At 71.5% G+C, this 15,604-nt stretch carries 15 protein-coding genes; 11 read left to right on the top strand and 4 right to left on the bottom strand.

What is annotated here, in order from left to right:
• Positions 1-43 precede the first annotated feature (43 nt).
• Positions 44-1,117, bottom strand: coding sequence for an LPXTG cell wall anchor domain-containing protein (locus Ate02nite_RS06705; protein ID WP_203800590.1), 1,074 nt, complete (start codon positions 1,115-1,117; stop codon positions 44-46).
• Between the two features lie 335 nt (positions 1,118-1,452).
• On the opposite strand from Ate02nite_RS06705, the gene rsmD reads away from it, so the two are divergent.
• The 9 genes from rsmD (at position 1,453) to mutM (ending at position 7,695) form a co-directional block, all read left to right on the top strand.
• Complete coding sequence (gene rsmD, locus Ate02nite_RS06700) at positions 1,453-2,016, top strand: 16S rRNA (guanine(966)-N(2))-methyltransferase RsmD (RefSeq protein ID WP_203800587.1); 564 nt, start codon at positions 1,453-1,455, stop codon at positions 2,014-2,016.
• Positions 2,013-2,492 (top strand): pantetheine-phosphate adenylyltransferase, encoded by a 480-nt coding sequence (gene coaD, locus Ate02nite_RS06695; protein WP_203800580.1) that lies wholly within the window; start codon positions 2,013-2,015, stop codon positions 2,490-2,492. The genes rsmD and coaD overlap by 4 nt, the downstream gene beginning before the upstream one ends.
• A 67-nt stretch (positions 2,493-2,559) precedes the next feature.
• The gene (locus Ate02nite_RS06690; protein WP_203800578.1) at positions 2,560-3,057 is read left to right on the top strand and encodes an ATP synthase subunit B family protein; all 498 of its coding nucleotides are present in this window, start codon (positions 2,560-2,562) and stop codon (positions 3,055-3,057) included.
• A 74-nt stretch (positions 3,058-3,131) separates the two neighbouring features.
• Positions 3,132-3,695 (top strand): YceD family protein, encoded by a 564-nt coding sequence (locus Ate02nite_RS06685; RefSeq protein WP_203800577.1) that lies wholly within the window; start codon positions 3,132-3,134, stop codon positions 3,693-3,695.
• A gap of 5 nt (positions 3,696-3,700) precedes the next feature.
• On the top strand, positions 3,701-3,874 hold the full coding sequence (gene rpmF / locus Ate02nite_RS06680) for a 50S ribosomal protein L32 (RefSeq protein WP_203724382.1): 174 nt from the start codon (positions 3,701-3,703) through the stop codon (positions 3,872-3,874).
• 60 nt (positions 3,875-3,934) lie between these two features.
• The gene (locus Ate02nite_RS06675) at positions 3,935-4,906 is read left to right on the top strand and encodes a phosphate acyltransferase PlsX (protein WP_239147176.1); all 972 of its coding nucleotides are present in this window, start codon (positions 3,935-3,937) and stop codon (positions 4,904-4,906) included.
• On the top strand, positions 4,896-5,651 hold the full coding sequence (gene rnc, locus Ate02nite_RS06670; RefSeq protein ID WP_203800572.1) for a ribonuclease III: 756 nt from the start codon (positions 4,896-4,898) through the stop codon (positions 5,649-5,651). The genes Ate02nite_RS06675 and rnc overlap by 11 nt, the downstream gene beginning before the upstream one ends.
• 2 nt (positions 5,652-5,653) lie before the next feature.
• Entirely contained in the window at positions 5,654-6,835 is a 1,182-nt protein-coding gene (locus Ate02nite_RS06665; RefSeq protein WP_239147170.1) for a mannosyltransferase family protein, read from the top strand.
• A gap of 11 nt (positions 6,836-6,846) precedes the next feature.
• Positions 6,847-7,695, top strand: coding sequence for a bifunctional DNA-formamidopyrimidine glycosylase/DNA-(apurinic or apyrimidinic site) lyase (mutM, locus tag Ate02nite_RS06660; RefSeq protein WP_203800568.1), 849 nt, complete (start codon positions 6,847-6,849; stop codon positions 7,693-7,695).
• On the opposite strand, the gene Ate02nite_RS06655 is transcribed toward mutM, so the two are convergent.
• The 3 genes from Ate02nite_RS06655 to Ate02nite_RS06645 are packed head-to-tail and all read right to left on the bottom strand — an operon-like array spanning position 7,655 to position 10,994.
• Positions 7,655-8,218 carry a spherulation-specific family 4 protein gene (locus tag Ate02nite_RS06655; RefSeq protein ID WP_203800565.1) on the bottom strand — a complete coding sequence of 188 codons (564 nt, stop codon included), beginning with the start codon at positions 8,216-8,218 and terminating at the stop codon, positions 7,655-7,657. The two genes, mutM and Ate02nite_RS06655, sit on opposite strands and share 41 nt — an antisense overlap.
• On the bottom strand, positions 8,215-9,495 hold the full coding sequence (locus Ate02nite_RS06650; protein WP_239147169.1) for a hypothetical protein: 1,281 nt from the start codon (positions 9,493-9,495) through the stop codon (positions 8,215-8,217). Before Ate02nite_RS06650 ends, Ate02nite_RS06655 begins: the two co-directional genes overlap by 4 nt.
• Positions 9,492-10,994 (bottom strand): DUF3492 domain-containing protein, encoded by a 1,503-nt coding sequence (locus Ate02nite_RS06645; RefSeq protein ID WP_203800563.1) that lies wholly within the window; start codon positions 10,992-10,994, stop codon positions 9,492-9,494. Before Ate02nite_RS06645 ends, Ate02nite_RS06650 begins: the two co-directional genes overlap by 4 nt.
• A 629-nt stretch (positions 10,995-11,623) precedes the next feature.
• On the opposite strand from Ate02nite_RS06645, the gene Ate02nite_RS06640 reads away from it, so the two are divergent.
• Together Ate02nite_RS06640 and smc are read left to right on the top strand one after the other, a co-directional pair.
• On the top strand, positions 11,624-11,818 hold the full coding sequence (locus tag Ate02nite_RS06640) for a hypothetical protein (protein WP_020518001.1): 195 nt from the start codon (positions 11,624-11,626) through the stop codon (positions 11,816-11,818).
• A gap of 207 nt (positions 11,819-12,025) precedes the next feature.
• Positions 12,026-15,604, top strand: a complete 3,579-nt coding sequence (smc, locus tag Ate02nite_RS06635) for a chromosome segregation protein SMC (protein ID WP_203800560.1) — start codon at positions 12,026-12,028, stop codon at positions 15,602-15,604.

Raw genomic sequence — 15,604 nt, 5'->3', positions numbered from 1 at the left:
ACCCCCAGGGGTCAGCGCGCCTTTCTGTTATTCAGATCAGCGATCAGGCGGTGAAGCGAACCTTGCGGCGGCGGGCCATGAAGAACAGGCCACCACCGACGGCCAGCAGGCCGGCGGCACCGGCGGCGATGCCACCCGCGGCGGCACCGGTGACGGGCAGGCCGCCACCCGAGCCCTCGGAGTCACAGTCGGCCGGGGTCTCGTACGCGACCGTGGCGGCCTCGTCCTCGTAGCCCTTCGGGGTCGCCGTGACGGTCAGGCCCTCGGAGGCCGGGAAGTCGACAGTGCCGGTCTCGCCGGCCTTGACGGTGATGGTCTTCGAGTCGCCGGTGGACGGCTTGAAGGTCACGGTGATCGACTCGGGCCAGTCCTTCGGGACCTCGAGGCCGACGGTGAAGGTGTCGCAGCTGTTGTCGTAGACGAACTGCGGCTCTTTCGCCGGGGTGGGGGTCTCGGTGGTGCTCGGCGTCGGGCTACCGGCCGGCGTGGTGGTCGGCGCGCTGGTGGTCGGCGCCGTCGTCGGCTCGGTGGTCGGGGCCGTGGTCGTCGGCTGCGTCGTCGGCGCGGTGGTCGGCGCCGTGGTCGGAGCAGTCGTCGGCGCGGTGGTGGGGGCCGTGGTCGGCGCGGTCGTCGGCGCGGTGGTCGGCGTCGTCGTCGGCGGCGTGGTGGTGTGCGGCTGGCACTTCTTGGCGTGCTTGCCGGACGGCTTGTAGGCCGTGCCGTCGGACTGGCTCACGAAGCCCTCGCGGCCGGTCTCCCACTTGGTCTGCACCTGGATCGTGGCGGACTTGTCGTTCTTCGACAGTCCGGTCTGGCTGCCGGTGAGCACGCCGTCCCGGCTCTTCGGAACGGTCGCGCCGACCACGATGCCGGTGACCGTCGAGCTGGTCGGCGTCACGGTGACCTTGGTGACGGTGCCGGGCAGATCCCGCTCGCTGTTCGAGACCGACCAGACGACCTCCCAGGAGCCGTCGGTGTTCACGCACGTGCTGGCCGGCGAGATCGGGGTGTGGCAGGCCAGCGCGGGGGCGGCGAAGGCCGCGATGCTGGTGAGGCCGAGGAAGGCTCCGCCAACCACTGTCGCGGAGCGCCGAAGCTTGATTTTGGGCAGGTTCACGCCAACTCCTGGGTTGGGGTCAGGGGTCTGCGAGGAAGCGAGGGACCGACGCCAGGACGGAGGCGAGGCCGCCGACGACGCCTCCCCACGTCGTCGTCGACACGGGGCCGTAACCACGTGCAACGAGCCATGACCTTAGCTACTTAGATGAAGCTGGGAAATGCCTCAGCGGGCGTTAAGTTTGTTGATACAAATCCGTGATCTTCCATACACTGAGCGGAATCTCTCCACTCCCGAGCGTGTGCGGCGAAGGGGATTTGTTCACTCCAGGATTGCCCTGCGTGAGTAGTGAAGTAGCGTCGAGTGGTGCTATCCAACGACCCCGGAGAGGTCGCATGACCAGGATCATTGCGGGCGCCCACGGAGGCCGCCGGCTGTCCGCTCCGGCCGGTGCGGGCACTCGGCCCACTTCGGACCGTGTTCGGGAAGCCCTGTTCAGTGCGTTGGACTCGATGATTGACCTGGACGGGGTGCGTTTCGCGGATCTTTATGCCGGTTCGGGAGCGGTCGGACTCGAGGCCCTGTCCCGCGGCGCTACCCACGCACTTCTGGTCGAATCGGACGCCCGCGCGGCCCGCACGATCCGCGACAACATCGTGGCGCTGCGGGTCGGTTCGGCCGCCCGGCTCGTCACCGGCAAGGTCGCCGCGGTGCTCGCCGGTCCGCCCGAGGGCGGCCCGTACGACGTGATCTTCGCCGATCCGCCGTACGCCGTCGGCGATGACGAGATCGTGGAGCTGCAGCAGGACCTGATGGCCAACGAGTGGCTCGCGAAGGACGCGGTGATCGCGATCGAGCGGGCCAGCCGGGGTGATCCGATGACCTGGGTGGAAGGTGTCACTGCCGACCGCCACCGACGTTACGGCGAGACTACTCTTTGGTACGGTCGCCGATCATGAGACGAGCTGTCTGTCCCGGCTCCTTCGACCCGGTCACCAACGGCCACCTCGACATCGTCGGGCGGGCCAGCCGGTTGTTCGACGAGGTGATCATCGGTGTTCTGATCAACCAGTCCAAGACCGGGCTGTTCACCATCGAGGAACGCATCGAGATGCTGGGCGAGGCGACCGCGCAGTACGAGAACGTCCGGGTCGCCTCCTTCCACGGCCTGCTCGTGGACTTCTGCAAGGCGCAGGGCGCGGCCGTGGTGATCAAGGGCCTCCGGGCCGTCAGCGACTTCGACTACGAGTTGCAGATGGCGCAGATGAACATCGGCCTGTCCGGCGTGGAGACGCTGTTCATGCCGACGAATCCGCTTTACTCCTTCCTGTCTTCCAGTCTTGTCAAGGACGTGGTCAAGTGGGGCGGCGACGCGTCGGCGTACGTCCCGGACTTCGTCGGCGAGCGGCTGGTCGCGCGTCTGAAGCAGAACTGACGGCGGTGACGCAGTAACGTGATCGCACCACGCTCCGTGGGTGCGAGATGACGGGAGTGAGAGACCGGTGGATCCGCTCGACAGCATCGACGAGATCATCGAACGCGTCCAGGATGCGCGATCCGTCCCGATGTCGCGGACGAACTTCATGTACGACCGGGCCGAGATGATCGATCTTCTCGACGCGCTCCGGTCGGCCCTGCCGTCCGAGATCCGCAAGGCCGCCGCCGTCCTCGACGAGCGCGACCGCATCATCGAGGCCGGCCGCCGCGAGGCCGACCGCATCATCAGCGAGGGTGAGACGGAACACGCTCGGCTGGTCTCGGTCAACGAGATCACGGTCTCCGCCGAGCACGAGGGCGCCCGGATCATCGCCGAGGCCCGCGGCGAGGCGCAGCGCCTGCGTGAGGAGGTCGACGACTACGTCGACACCGCCCTGGCCAACTTCGAGCAGTTCCTGACTCGGGCGCTCGCGTCGATCGAGCGCGGCCGAGATAAGATGCATGCGCTGCGCGAGATCGGGACTTTCCAGGGCGAGGACAGCGAGCGCCCGCTCCCGTTCTAGAGGGCCGATTCGACGCTACGCCCGCTGCTCAGGTAACCTTTTTCGTCGGCCTACCTACAGGCTGAGAGTTCATCATGCCAAAGTCTCCGAAGAGTCACCTCAACCCCAGGCAGCCGCTTGTCGTCGACACGACCAAGCTTCCGCGGCAGCCTGGTGCGACGCGTGCCCTCAAACAGGTGATCCCGGCACCGGCGGACCTCAGCCTGGAGATGATCTCGGTCCGCGAGGGGTCGGACGTCGAGCTTGATCTCGAGCTCACGTCGGTCTCCGAGGGGGTCTACATCAGTGGCAGGGTCCGTGGCTCGCTTTCGGGTGAGTGCGGTCGCTGCCTCAACGAGATCAACCAGTCCTTCGGCGTCTCGATCGCGGAGCTGTTTGCCTACGAGGCCAGCACCACCGAGGAGACAACCGACGAGGACGAGGTCGGCCGGATGCAGGGCGACCTGATCGACCTGGAGCCGGCGGTACGGGACGCGGTGGTGCTCGCACTGCCCAACACCCCGCTCTGCCGGCCGGACTGCCCAGGTTTGTGCCCCGAGTGCGGGGTGCATTTCGACGACCTTCCGGCTGATCACAGCCACGAGGAAGTCGATGCCCGCTGGGCCGCTTTGCGCAACCTGACAAGAACTGAGGAGTAGGAACCGTGGCCGTCCCCAAGCGCAAGATGTCGCGCAGCAACACCCGGTCCCGCCGGGCGAACTGGAAGGCGACCGCGGTTGCGACCGTGGCCTGCCCCCAGTGCAAGTCGCCGAAGCTGCCGCACACCGCCTGCTCGGTCTGCGGCACCTACAACGGCCGCCAGGTCCTCGAGGTCTGAGACCTTCGCGGAGTGACGCGCCCGACTATCGGGCGGGTCGCACCTGGGCTACGGCGAACCATCGGCTCGCCGGCTCCCGATCAGGAGCCGGCGACCGCGCGGATCGCCGTCGACCTCCTCGGCGGGGACCATGCTCCCGCCGTCGTGGTTGACGGCGCTCTGCGCGCCTTCCAGGACGATCCGTCCCTTCACCTGTTGCTCGTCGGCCCGCCGGAGGCAGCCGACGCGATTCTTGCTGCCGTCGATCCGGCCGAGCACGCCCGGTTGGTCCGGCTCGCCGTACCGGCGACCCACCCCGAAGACCAAGATCAAGACCAGGCCGGAGCAGGCGTACGCGCTGCCGTCCGAGCCGTGGCACAGGGTCAGGCCGACGCCGCCGTATCGGCCGGGAACACGATCGACATCGTGCTGTCGGCCGCCCGCATCCTTGGCCGGTGGCCCGGGGTCCGCCGCTTCGCGCTGACCGCCGCCCTTCCCACCGCCGCCGGCCGCCTGGTGCTGCTCGACGTCGGTTCCTCGGTCGACACCGATCCGGACACCCTCGTCATGCACGCCCGCCTCGGCGCGGCCTACGCCGCCGTGGTGCACGAGGTGGCCGAGCCCCGGGTCGGCCTGCTCACCATCGGCACCGAGAAGGGCAAGGGCGACCGGCTGCGGCGCGCCCTCCCGCCGTTGCTGGAGACCGCCGAGTTGCCGGCCGGGGCCCGTTACGTGGGCCTGATCGAGGGCAACGACGTCGTGTCGGGCGAGCCGGCCGACGTCGTGGTGACCGACGGTTTCACCGGAAACATCCTGCTCAAGGGCCTGGAAACCGCGTACTCGCGGTTGGGTCTGCCCGGTGCCGGGGCGCTCGAGGTGCCCCGCGCCGCCCTCCTGCTCGGCGTCGGCGGCACCGTCGTCGTCTGCCACGGCGCTGCCTCCGGCCCCGACCTGGCCGCCGGCATCGCCCTCGCCGCCCACCTGCACCGTCGCGCCGCGGTGGCGGCGATGGTCGAAATGATCCCGCACAACGAGGTGTCCCATGATGGATAAGCGCCGCCGGCCGTCCACCCTCCCGCTGGAGGAGGCGTTCGGTGTCCCGTTCGAGCCGCCCCTGCTGGAACGTGCCCTGACCCACCGTTCGTACGCGTACGAGAACGGTGGCCTGCCAACCAACGAGCGGCTGGAGTTCCTGGGCGACTCGGTGCTCGGCGTGGTGATCACGTCCGCGCTCTACCACAACCACCCCGACCTGCCCGAGGGCCAGCTCGCCAAGCTGCGGGCCAGCGTCGTGAACATGCACGCGCTGGCCGACGTGGCCCGCAGCCTGGGCCCGCACGGCCTCGGCCCGCACCTGCTGCTCGGCAAGGGCGAGGAGACCACCGGTGGCCGGGACAAGGCGAGCATCCTGGCCGACACGCTCGAGGCGCTGCTCGGTGCGATCTACCTGGAGCACGGCCTGGACACCGCGGGCGAGGTGATCCACCGGCTGTTCGACCCGCTGATGGCCGAGTCGGCCGGCCGGGGTGCGGCCCTGGACTGGAAGACCAGCCTGCAGGAGCTGACCGCGGCGCTCGGCCTGGGTGTGCCGGACTACGTGATCGAGGACTCCGGCCCGGACCACGCCAAGACCTTCACGGCCTGGGTGGTGGTGGCCGGCGAGCGTTACGGCGGCTCCGAGGGCCGCAGCAAGAAGCAGGCCGAGCAGCGGGCCGCCGCGGCCGCCTGGCGCACCCTGAACGATCGTGGCAACGAGGCCGTCGAAGAGGCCGAGAAACCGGACGACGACGAGCAGTGAGCGTGGCGGTGGACGAACGGCCGGGGGCTGAGCAGGCCGAGGAGCGTCGGCCGAGCCTGTGGGAGGCGGCCGGCGCCTGGCGCGGCGTGCTCACCGCGGTGGGGATCTTCGCGCTGACCCGGGTCGCGCAACTGCTGATGCTGGTCTGGCTGGGCGCCGCGGCCGACGACGGCACGAGCCTGCGCGGCCGGCTGCTGGTCTGGGACGCGGGCTGGTTCCTGCGGGTGGCTGTCGACGGCTACCCCCATGCGTACACCTATGACACCCACCAGGTGTTGCAGGGCAATGAGCTGGCCTTCTTCCCGGTGTACCCGATGCTCATCCGCGGCTTCGCCGCGGTGGGCTTCTCCGCGCAGACCGCGGCGCTGGTGGTCGCCTGGACCGCGTCGATCGCCGCCGCGGTGGCGTTGCACCTGCTCGGCACCACGCTGTACGGCAAGCGGACCGGCTGGGCGCTGGTCGCGATCTGCTGCAGCGCGCCGGTGTCGGTGGTGCTGTCCATGGCGTACTCCGAAGCACTCTTCCTGGCCCTGGTGGCCGGCATGTTCACCGCCGCGCACCGGCAGGTGTGGTGGGCGGCCGGCCTGCTCGGTTTCGCCGCCGCGCTGACCCGGCCGACCGGTGCCGCCGCCGCCCTCGGCCTCGCCGTCGCCGCGATCATGGCGGTGCGCCGGAACCGGGCGCGGGCCTGGCAACCGCTGCTGGCCGCCGGGGTGGCGCTGGCCGGCGTGCCGTTGTTCCTGGCCTGGGTGGGTCTGCGGGTGGGCGACTGGAGTGCCTGGTTCCGCATCCAGACGGCCGGCTGGGGCACCTCGTTCGACTACGGCCGGAGCACCTGGGAGTTCCTCGACGAGACCCTGTCGTCCGGGGACGGCTGGATCCCGATGAGCGTGGCGCTGATCCTGCTGGCCGCGCTGGCCGCGGCCGGGGTCGGGCTGGCGAGTAAACCGTGGCCGCCGCTGGCCGTCTACGGGGTGGTGGCCATGGTGCTGGTGTACGGCCAGGCCGGTTTCTACCACTCGAAGCCGCGGCTGCTGCTGCCCGTAATGTTGACGCTGCTTCCGGCGGCCGTCGCCGCGGCCCGCGCCCGCCCCCGGGTCGCGGTGCTGTCGATCGTGGCCTGGGCCGCGTTCGGCCTCTGGTACGGCGCCTACATGATCACCATCTGGCCCTACACGTTGTAGAAGGAGCCGCCGTGCCCGAGCTGCCCGAGGTCGAGACCGTCCGGCAGGGCCTGGCCAAGTGGGTGGCCGGCCGGACGATCGCCACCGTCGAGGTGCACCACCCGCGCGCGATCCGGCGCCACCTGCCCGGCGACGCGCACTTCATCGCGATGCTGCAGGGCCGCACGGTCGTCGACGTGGCCCGCCGCGGCAAATACCTGTGGCTGCCGCTCGACTCGGGTGACGCGATAGTCGGCCACCTCGGGATGAGCGGCCAGCTGCTGATGCAGCCGGCCGAGGCCGAGGACGAGAAACACCTGCGGATCCGGTTCACCTTCACCGACGGCGGGCCGCAGCTCCGGTTCGTCGACCAGCGCACCTTCGGCGGCCTCGCGGTCAGCGACGGCGGCGCCGAACTGCCCGACGAGATCGCGCACATCGCCCGCGACCCGATGGACGAGCTCTTCGACGACGACGCGTTCGTGGCCCGGCTGCGCGGCAAGCACACCGAGGTCAAGCGGGCTCTGCTCGACCAGACGCTGATCAGCGGGGTCGGCAACATCTACGCCGACGAGGCACTGTGGCGGGCGCGGCTGCACGGCGCCCGCCCTACCGACGCGCTGACCGGGCCGGCCGCGCGACGGCTGCTCGCCCACGTCCGGGAGGTGCTGGGCGAGGCCATCGTGGCCGGCGGCACCAGCTTCGACGAGCTGTACGTGAACGTGAACGGGGAGAGCGGGTACTTCGACCGGTCGCTCAACGCGTACGGCCGCGAGGGCGAACCCTGCCACCGCTGCGGCACCCCGATCCGGCGCGAGCAGTTCATGAACCGCTCCTCGTTCAGTTGTCCCCGCTGCCAGCCCCGCCCACGTACGCATTGACGTGCGGGCTGGCGTCGGTGGCCAGCCCGAAGCCGGCACCGCGCCGGCCCATCAGCCGCCGGGCCGCGGTGAGCAGCGCCGGCGGCACCCCGTGCACGATGTGCCCGTCCCCGGACCGCACCCCGTCCCCGTCCCAGCTCTGGTAGGCCGACCAGGGCCCCTCGAAGGTGCAGATCCGGGTGCCCAGGTCCCGGTAGAGCGGGTGGGTCGGCACGCCCGGGTTGAGCACCACCCGGTGCAGCCCGCGCCGCGCGGCCAGCCGGACGGTCAGCGCCACCGGCCCGACCCCGCCCGACCCGGCCGGCGCCCGGTCCAGGAACAGTCCCTCCACCCCGTCCTCGCGCCAGACGTCCACGTCGGCCAGCACGTCGGCCAGCGACCGGCTGCCCCAGTCCAGGTCGACCCGGCCCAGCGACTGGTGCAGGGTGCGGCGTTCGCCGGGCAGGTCCCGGATGATCCAGGTCTCGGAGTCCAGGGCCAGCTCGGGCGATGGATGGGCGTACGGCGGGAACAGGGTTTTCACGAGGTCCTCCGATGGTCGGCGGCGGTCAGGGCGACGACGAGCAGGCCGGCCGCATGGGTCACGGCGAGCGCGCCGACGGCGTTCGGCAGGGGGCCGGCGGCGGGTAGCGGTAGGAGCTTGAGGACGGCGACGGCGACCGGGGGAGCGGCCGCCAGGACGGCGGCGATCCCGGTCCGGCCACGGGCGCCGAGCAGGAAGGTGATGGCGAAGACGCCGCTGAGCAGGGTGCCGCCGGCCAGCGCCAGCACCCCGGCCGGCGCACCGGTGAACCCGGCTACCGCGAGTCCGCAGCCGAGCACCAGCGGCGGCAGCAGCCCGGTCAGCGTGACCAGGGTGACGCCCCGCGGCCGGGCCCCGAACTGGCCGATGTTCCAGGCGATCAGCGCCTCCAGGATCGGCACCGCGAGCAGCAGCGGCAGCCAGAACGGCACGGTCGAGCCGGACGGCCCGCCCTGCCAGAGCAGCACCACGCAGATCGCCTGGGACGCGCCGATCACCAGGTAGCGGAAGGACCGCTGCCGTTCCGGCCCGGTCAGCGCGAACTTCCGGCGCGGGTTACCCGGCATCATCGCCGGGCGGAACGCGCGCACCAGCGGCAGCACGATCGCGGCCGGCAGCAGCGTGCCCACCGGCAGCCACGGCACCGGGTTGCCGGCCAGCGCGGCCACCGTCGCCGCGCCCAGCACCCAGCTCGGCATGCTCCACCGCACCGCGGCGGCCTCGGACCGGGTGACCAGCGCCGCGGTGATGGTGGCCAGGGTGGCCAGCCCGCTCAGCCCGACCACCAGGGCCAGCCCGCGCTGTGGCCCGACCATCGGGTCCGGTGCGATCCAGACCAGCGCGCACCAGAGCCCGGCGACGGCCGCGAATCCACCACCCACCAGGCGGCAGGCGACGGCCGGTCCGGCCCGCCGGGCCACTGCGGCCCCGGCGCAGGTCAGCGCCTGTGCGGCGGTCCAGCCGAGGAGCAGCGTCACCAGCGGGACCGGCCAGGCCACGTGCCGCAGGGTCCCGCTGCCGGCCACCCCGACGCTGATCGGGGCGAGGTAGAGGGCACAACGCAGCAGGGCGGCACTCAGGCAGGCGCGGAGCGCACCGGGCCGCCGGTGGTTGCGCGGCAGCGCGGGCGCGGTGGTCGGGATCGGCGGTGCCGCGACCCCCGGTTCGGCCGCATGCTTGGCGTGTACGCCGTCATGCGGGTGCCCGACCGCGCGGCGGCGGGTGCGGTTCTTCGGCGTACGGGTCGTGGTCGCCGCCCGCCGGGGTTTGACCGTCATAGTTCCTCCCGGTTCAGCCAGAGCAGCGACGCGGGCGGCGAGGTCCGCGGCGCCGGAATGGTGAGCGCCAGTTCGAAGGCGGACGCGGGCGCCGGCGGCGGCCCGGTCAGGTCGGCGTAGAGGGCGCCGTAGACCCGGACCACCCGGTCGTTGGTGAAGTGGGTGAGCGCCCGGTGCCGGGCCGCGTCCCCGAGTTGCCGGCGGCGGTTGACCCCGCGCAGCAGCCCGACGATGGCGATGGCCAGCTCGGCCGGGTCGTCCGGCTGCACCAGCACACCCGCGTCGCCAAGCGTCTCGGCGGCCGGCCCGACATCGACCCCGACCACCGCCCGGCCGGACATCATCGCCTCGATCAGCCGGTACGGCGGGTCGGCCGGCCCGGGCACGTGCGCGACGACGTGCCCGACCGTGTACCGGTCGTGCGGGTCGGCCGGCAGCGGATGCATGCGCACCGCCCGGCCCAGCCCGGTGCGCTCGATCTGCTCGGCGCAGTGATCCTCGTGTGCCGCGGTGACCCCGACCAGGTGCAGCACGGTCCCCGGCAGGGTCGCCTTGACCTGCTCGAAGGCGGCCAGCAGCGCGGTGAGGCCACTGTCCGGCCCGCCGCTGCCGGCCCACACCACGGCCGGGTGCTCGGTGTTCGGCTCGGCGGTGACCGGGTACTCCGACGGGTCCACCCCGGCGGGCACCTGGACGAGCTTGTTCGCCGCGGCGCCGTGCCGCAGCGCCCAGCCGTGGTGATAGGCACTGAGTGGGGCGATCAGGCCGGCCTCGGCGTACCCGGTGCGGGCCACCGCGGCCCGGAACCGGCGCAGCACCGCCCGCACCGCCGGCGACAGCCGCTCCTCGGCCGGCCGCTGCCGGGCCACCGGCGCCCGGGCCTCGGTGAGCAGCAGCGGAACGCCGGTCCGCCACCGGCCGGCCAGCGCGGTGAGCAGCGGGGTGGTCCCGCCGACACAGTGCACCAGGTCGGACTCGGGCAGCGACACCGCCAGCGCGCCGAGGGCGTGTTTGAGCAGCGTGGCCGCGGTCCGGGCGTCCCGGGTGCCGAGGCGGGGCAGGGTCAGCTCGTCGGCCGAGCCCGCCCCGCGCCAGGCGTCCATCAGCAGATCGGCGAGGGGCACGTTGGTCAGCGGGTCGGGGCGGTCGGCGGCGATCTCGGCGAGACCGCGCAGCCCGGTGGCGAAGCGACTCTCCTCGAGCAGCCCCCGGCAGAGCAGATGGGCGGCGCCCCGGCCGGATTCGTTGGAGTCGCCACGGCGGCGCTCCCGGCCGGGGTTCCGGCCGACCTGGACGGCGTCGGCCGAGCCGACGTTGAAGGGAAGCGGGTACGCCGGGACGGACGGCGGTTCGCGGTCCGTGACGGTCCGCAGATCGAAACGGAATCGGCGCAGCCCCTCGACGAGGGTGCGGCACCACCCGCTCAGCGCGTCCCGCCGGAACGGGTACCCGCCGCCGGTGAGCAAACAGACGTGCTCCTGCGACGGGGTCGATTTCACGAAGGAGGCAACGAGACAGCCTGGCGAAGTTACAAGATCGTGTCGGGTAGGCGACATAATTACGCGACTTTTATCCGATTTGCCGCCCGACTTGTCCCAAAAGTCACGAAATTTAATGGCAGTTCAGGGTATGGCCGTACGTAGGTTCGGCGTCGCGCCGACGCCGGATACCCCGCCACCAGCACCCGGCGCCGTGCGCACGGTGATCGAGATGCCAGAGGCTCACCGCCCGCACCGGCCTTGATCGTTTTGCGTGATCAAGGCGGGCTCGATCGCGGCCGACGGTAAGCAGTCGAACTGGGCGAGTGCAAACCGGCAAAGGAAAACATAAGCGCAGGTAAAGACCAGCAACGTGGCATGATTCACTGGCCTTGGGGCCGGGTCCGCGGCCGCACCGCTTGACGGAGCGTGGGTACTGGCGGACTATGGAGGTGTCGCCAGTCGCGCCCACTCATGCCCGGTTTCACTTCAGGACATGAGACATCTGCACCTAAGACTACGTTCCGCGGGTGCATGAGTCTGTGCTCACGCGTGCCCGTGTGCATGGACATTTGGGTGCAAACTCGGCGCGCGCCGTGTGCGCGTAGTTCTCAATCCCAAGAAGAAGCAGTGCTTCTCAAGGAGTCACCATGGCGAAGGCCCTCTTTGGCCACGTAGGTGCGGCGCCCGATCGGCGCCTGCTCGACGAGGTCACCCGACTGCGTTCCAGGGTGCAGGCCCTGGAGTTCGAGGTCACCCGCCTCCGGGCGGAGAATGACCGTCTGGCGGCAGCAGCCGCAGAAGCGGACGACATCCTGCGACTGACCGAGCCGGCACTGACCTGAGTTCTGCCGGCCGCCGCTGATCGGCGGCCGATCCCCCTCGGTACCGTCTCGACGCACCCCGAGCAGCGCGCCTCCACATAGTGGCGGCGCGCATCTTTTTGTCCCCTTTGTCGGGTTTGACGGGTCGCAAGCGCGGCGTGCCGAGCCCCCGGACCTGGGTACGGGTAACCTGCTTGCCAATATCTCGACGCCGACCCTCGGAGATCCGTGCACCTCAAGAGCCTGACGGTCAAGGGCTTCAAGTCCTTCGCCTCCGCCACGACGCTGCGCCTGGAGCCGGGCATCACCTGTGTGGTGGGCCCCAACGGCTCCGGCAAGTCCAACGTCGTCGACGCCATCGCCTGGGTGCTCGGGGAACAGGGCGCCAAGGCACTGCGCGGCGGCAAGATGGAAGACGTGATCTTTGCCGGCACGTCCGGCCGGGCGCCGCTGGGCCGCGCCGAGGTGACGCTCACGATCGACAACAACGACGGCGCCCTGCCGATCGAGTACACCGAGGTCTCGATCACTCGCCGGATGTTCCGGGACGGCGCCAGTGAGTACGAGATCAACGGCAACGCCTGCCGGCTGCTCGACATCCAGGAACTCCTCAGCGACTCCGGCATCGGCCGGGAGATGCACATCATCGTCGGCCAGGGCCGGCTCGACGCGATGCTGCACGCCAAGCCCGAGGACCGCCGCTCCTTCATCGAGGAGGCGGCCGGTGTTCTCAAGCACCGCAAGCGCAAAGAGAAGGCGATCCGCAAGCTCGACGCGATGCAGGTCAACCTCAACCGGCTGACCGACCTCACCGCCGAGCTCCGCCGCCAGCTCAAGCCGCTCGGCAAGCAGGCCGAGGTGGCCCGCCGCGCCGCCGGCATCCAGGCCGACCTGCGTGATGCCCGGCTCCGGCTGCTGGCCGACGACCTGCACACCCTGCGCACCACTCTGGACCGGGAGATCGCCGACGAGTCGGCGATGCGCGACCGCCGGCATGAGGTGGAGGCGGAGAACAAGGAGATCCAGCGGCTGCTCGCCGACCTCGAGCACGCGCACGCCGAGGACGCTCCGCTGCTGCAGGCCGCCCAGGACACCTGGTACAAGCTGGCCGCGCTGCAGGAACGTTTCCGCTCCACCGAGCAACTCGCCACCGAGCGACTGCGGCACCTCGCCGCCACCCCGGACGAGGAACGCCCCGGCCGCGACCCCGATCAGCTGGTCGCCGAGGCCGAGCGGGTGCGCGAGCAGGAAGAGGAGTTGCGCGAGGCGCTCACCGACGACCAGATGCGGCTGGCCGAGGCGGTCGAGCGGCGCCAGGAACTGGAACGGCAACTGGCCGCGGCCGAGGGCGCGCTGCGCACCGCGGCCAAGGCGATCGCCGACCGCCGCGAGGGCCTGGCCAAGCTGACCGGCAACGTGAACGCGGCCCGCGCCCGCACCGGGAGCGCGGCCGAAGAGATCGAGCGGCTCGCCATCGCGCACACCGACGCGCTGACCCGGGCCGAGGCGGCCCAGTCCGACGTGGACGTGGTGGCGGCCGAGTCCACCGAGGCCGACCGGGACAACGTCGAGCTGGACGAGCGGCACGCCGAGACGCAGACCGCCCACGACCGGGCCGCGGCCGTGGTGCGCGAGCTCTCCGACGCCGAGCGGACCGCCGAGAAGGACGCGGCCAGCTGGAAGGCCCGCGAGGAAGCGCTCGCACTGGGCCTGCAGCGCAAGGACGGCGCCGGGGCCCTGCTGGCCAAGCGGGACCAGGTGCCCGGCCTGCTCGGCAGCCTCGCCTCGATGCTCACCGTCCGGGCCGGTCACGAGGCGGCCATCGCCGCCGCCCTGGGCGCGTTCGCCGACGCGGTCGCACTCTCCGGTGTGGACGAGGCGATCGAGGCGATGCGTACCCTGAAGATCGCCGACGCCGGCCGGGCCGCCCTGGTGGTGGCCTCGCCGGCCGGGCCCGGCATGCGCGGCTCGCTGGAGTCGCTGCGGCCGGAAATGCCCGAGGGCGCCGTCTGGGCGCCCGAGGTGGTCGAGTGCCCCGAGCAGATCCGGCCCGCCGTCAACCGCGCCCTGCGGGACGTCGTCCTCGTTCCCGACCTCGGCCTGGCCGCCCAGGTGGTGGCGAACAACGCCGAGCTGCGGGCGGTCACCCCGGACGGCGACGTGCTCGGCGCGTTCGCCGCGGCCGGCGGTTCCGGCAAGGCCACCAGCTACATCGAGGTGCAGGCCGCGGTCGACGAGGCCAAGGCCCGGCGGGCCGCCGCCGAGGAGGCGATTCGCGAGCTCAAGGGCCAGCTGGTCGACGCCCGGGCCGAGGTCGCCGAGCGCAAGGAAGCGGTGAACGTGGCCGCGGCGGCCAAGCGCGCGGCCGAGGGCGAGCGCAACGCCGCCGCCCGCCGGCTCGCCGAGCTGGGTGCCGCCGCCCGGTCGGCCAAGGCCGAGAGCGAGCGCCTCGGCGCCGCCCGGCAGAAGGCCGAGGGAGCCCGCGAGCAGGACCTGATGCGCCTGGCCGAGCTGGAGGAACGGCTCAGCCTGGCCGAGTCGACCCCGATCGACGAGGAACCGTCCACCGAGGAACGGGACACGCTCGCCGCTCTCGTACCGCAGGCCCGCCAGAACGAGATGGAAGTACGCCTCGCCGTGCGTACGGCTGAGGAACGGGTCTCCTCCATCTCCGGCCGGGCCGACTCGCTGATGCGCCAGGCCAACGCCGAGCGGCAGGCCCGCGAGCGGGCCGCGGCCCGCCGGGCCGCACGGGCCCGCGGCGCCGAGATCGCCAAGGCGGTCGCGCTCGGCGCGGCCACCGCCCTCGCCCGGGTCCAGCTGTCGCTGGCCGGGGCGGTCGAGGCGCGCGACGAGCTGGCCCAGGCCCGCACCGCTCGCGAGGCCGAGCTGCAGGAGGTCCGGGCGACGGCCAAGCGGCTGCTGGCCGAGCTGGAGCGGCTCACCAGCGAGGTGCACCGGGACGAGATGGCCCGGGCCGAGCAGCGGATGCGCATCGAGACGCTCGAGGCCAAGGCGGCCGAGGACTTCTCGCTCGACGTGGACACGCTGATCACCGAGTACGGCCCGGAGCAGCTCGTGCCGCCGAGCGCGGCCGAGACGGCGCAGGCCGAGAAGGACAGCAAGCCGGTGCCCGAGCCGGCCCCGTTCCACCGGCCCACCCAGGAGAAGCGGGCCAACAAGGCCGAACGCGACCTGCAGCTGCTCGGCAAGGTCAACCCGCTGGCGCTGGAGGAGTTCGCGGCGCTCGAGGAGCGCTTCAAGTTCCTCTCCGACCAGCTGGAAGACCTCAAGGCCACCCGCAAGGACCTGCTCACCGTGGTCAAGGACGTCGACGACCGCATCCTCGAGGTGTTCGCCTCGGCGTTCGAGGACACCGCGCGCGAGTTCCAGGCGGTCTTCCAGGTGCTGTTCCCGGGCGGCGAGGGCCGGCTCGTGCTCACTGACCCGGAAGACATGCTCAACACCGGCGTCGAGGTCGAGGCCCGCCCGCCGGGCAAGAAGATCAAGCGGCTGTCGCTGCTGTCCGGTGGCGAACGCTCGCTGACCGCGGTAGCGATGCTCTGCGCCATCTTCCGGGCCCGCCCCTCGCCCTTCTACATCATGGACGAGGTCGAGGCCGCCCTCGACGACGTCAACCTGGGCCGACTGATTACCCTCTTCGAGCAGTTGCGGGAGAAGAGCCAGCTGCTGATCATCACGCACCAGAAGCGCACCATGGAGGTCGCCGACGCCCTGTACGGCGTCACCATGCGTGCCGGTGTGACCCAGGTGATCAGTCAGCGATTGAAGAAGGAAGAGGAATAG

The organism is Paractinoplanes tereljensis (assembly GCF_016862435.1).
GTDB lineage: Bacteria > Actinomycetota > Actinomycetes > Mycobacteriales > Micromonosporaceae > Actinoplanes > Actinoplanes tereljensis.
This window is presented reverse-complemented; position numbering and strand designations above follow the sequence as displayed.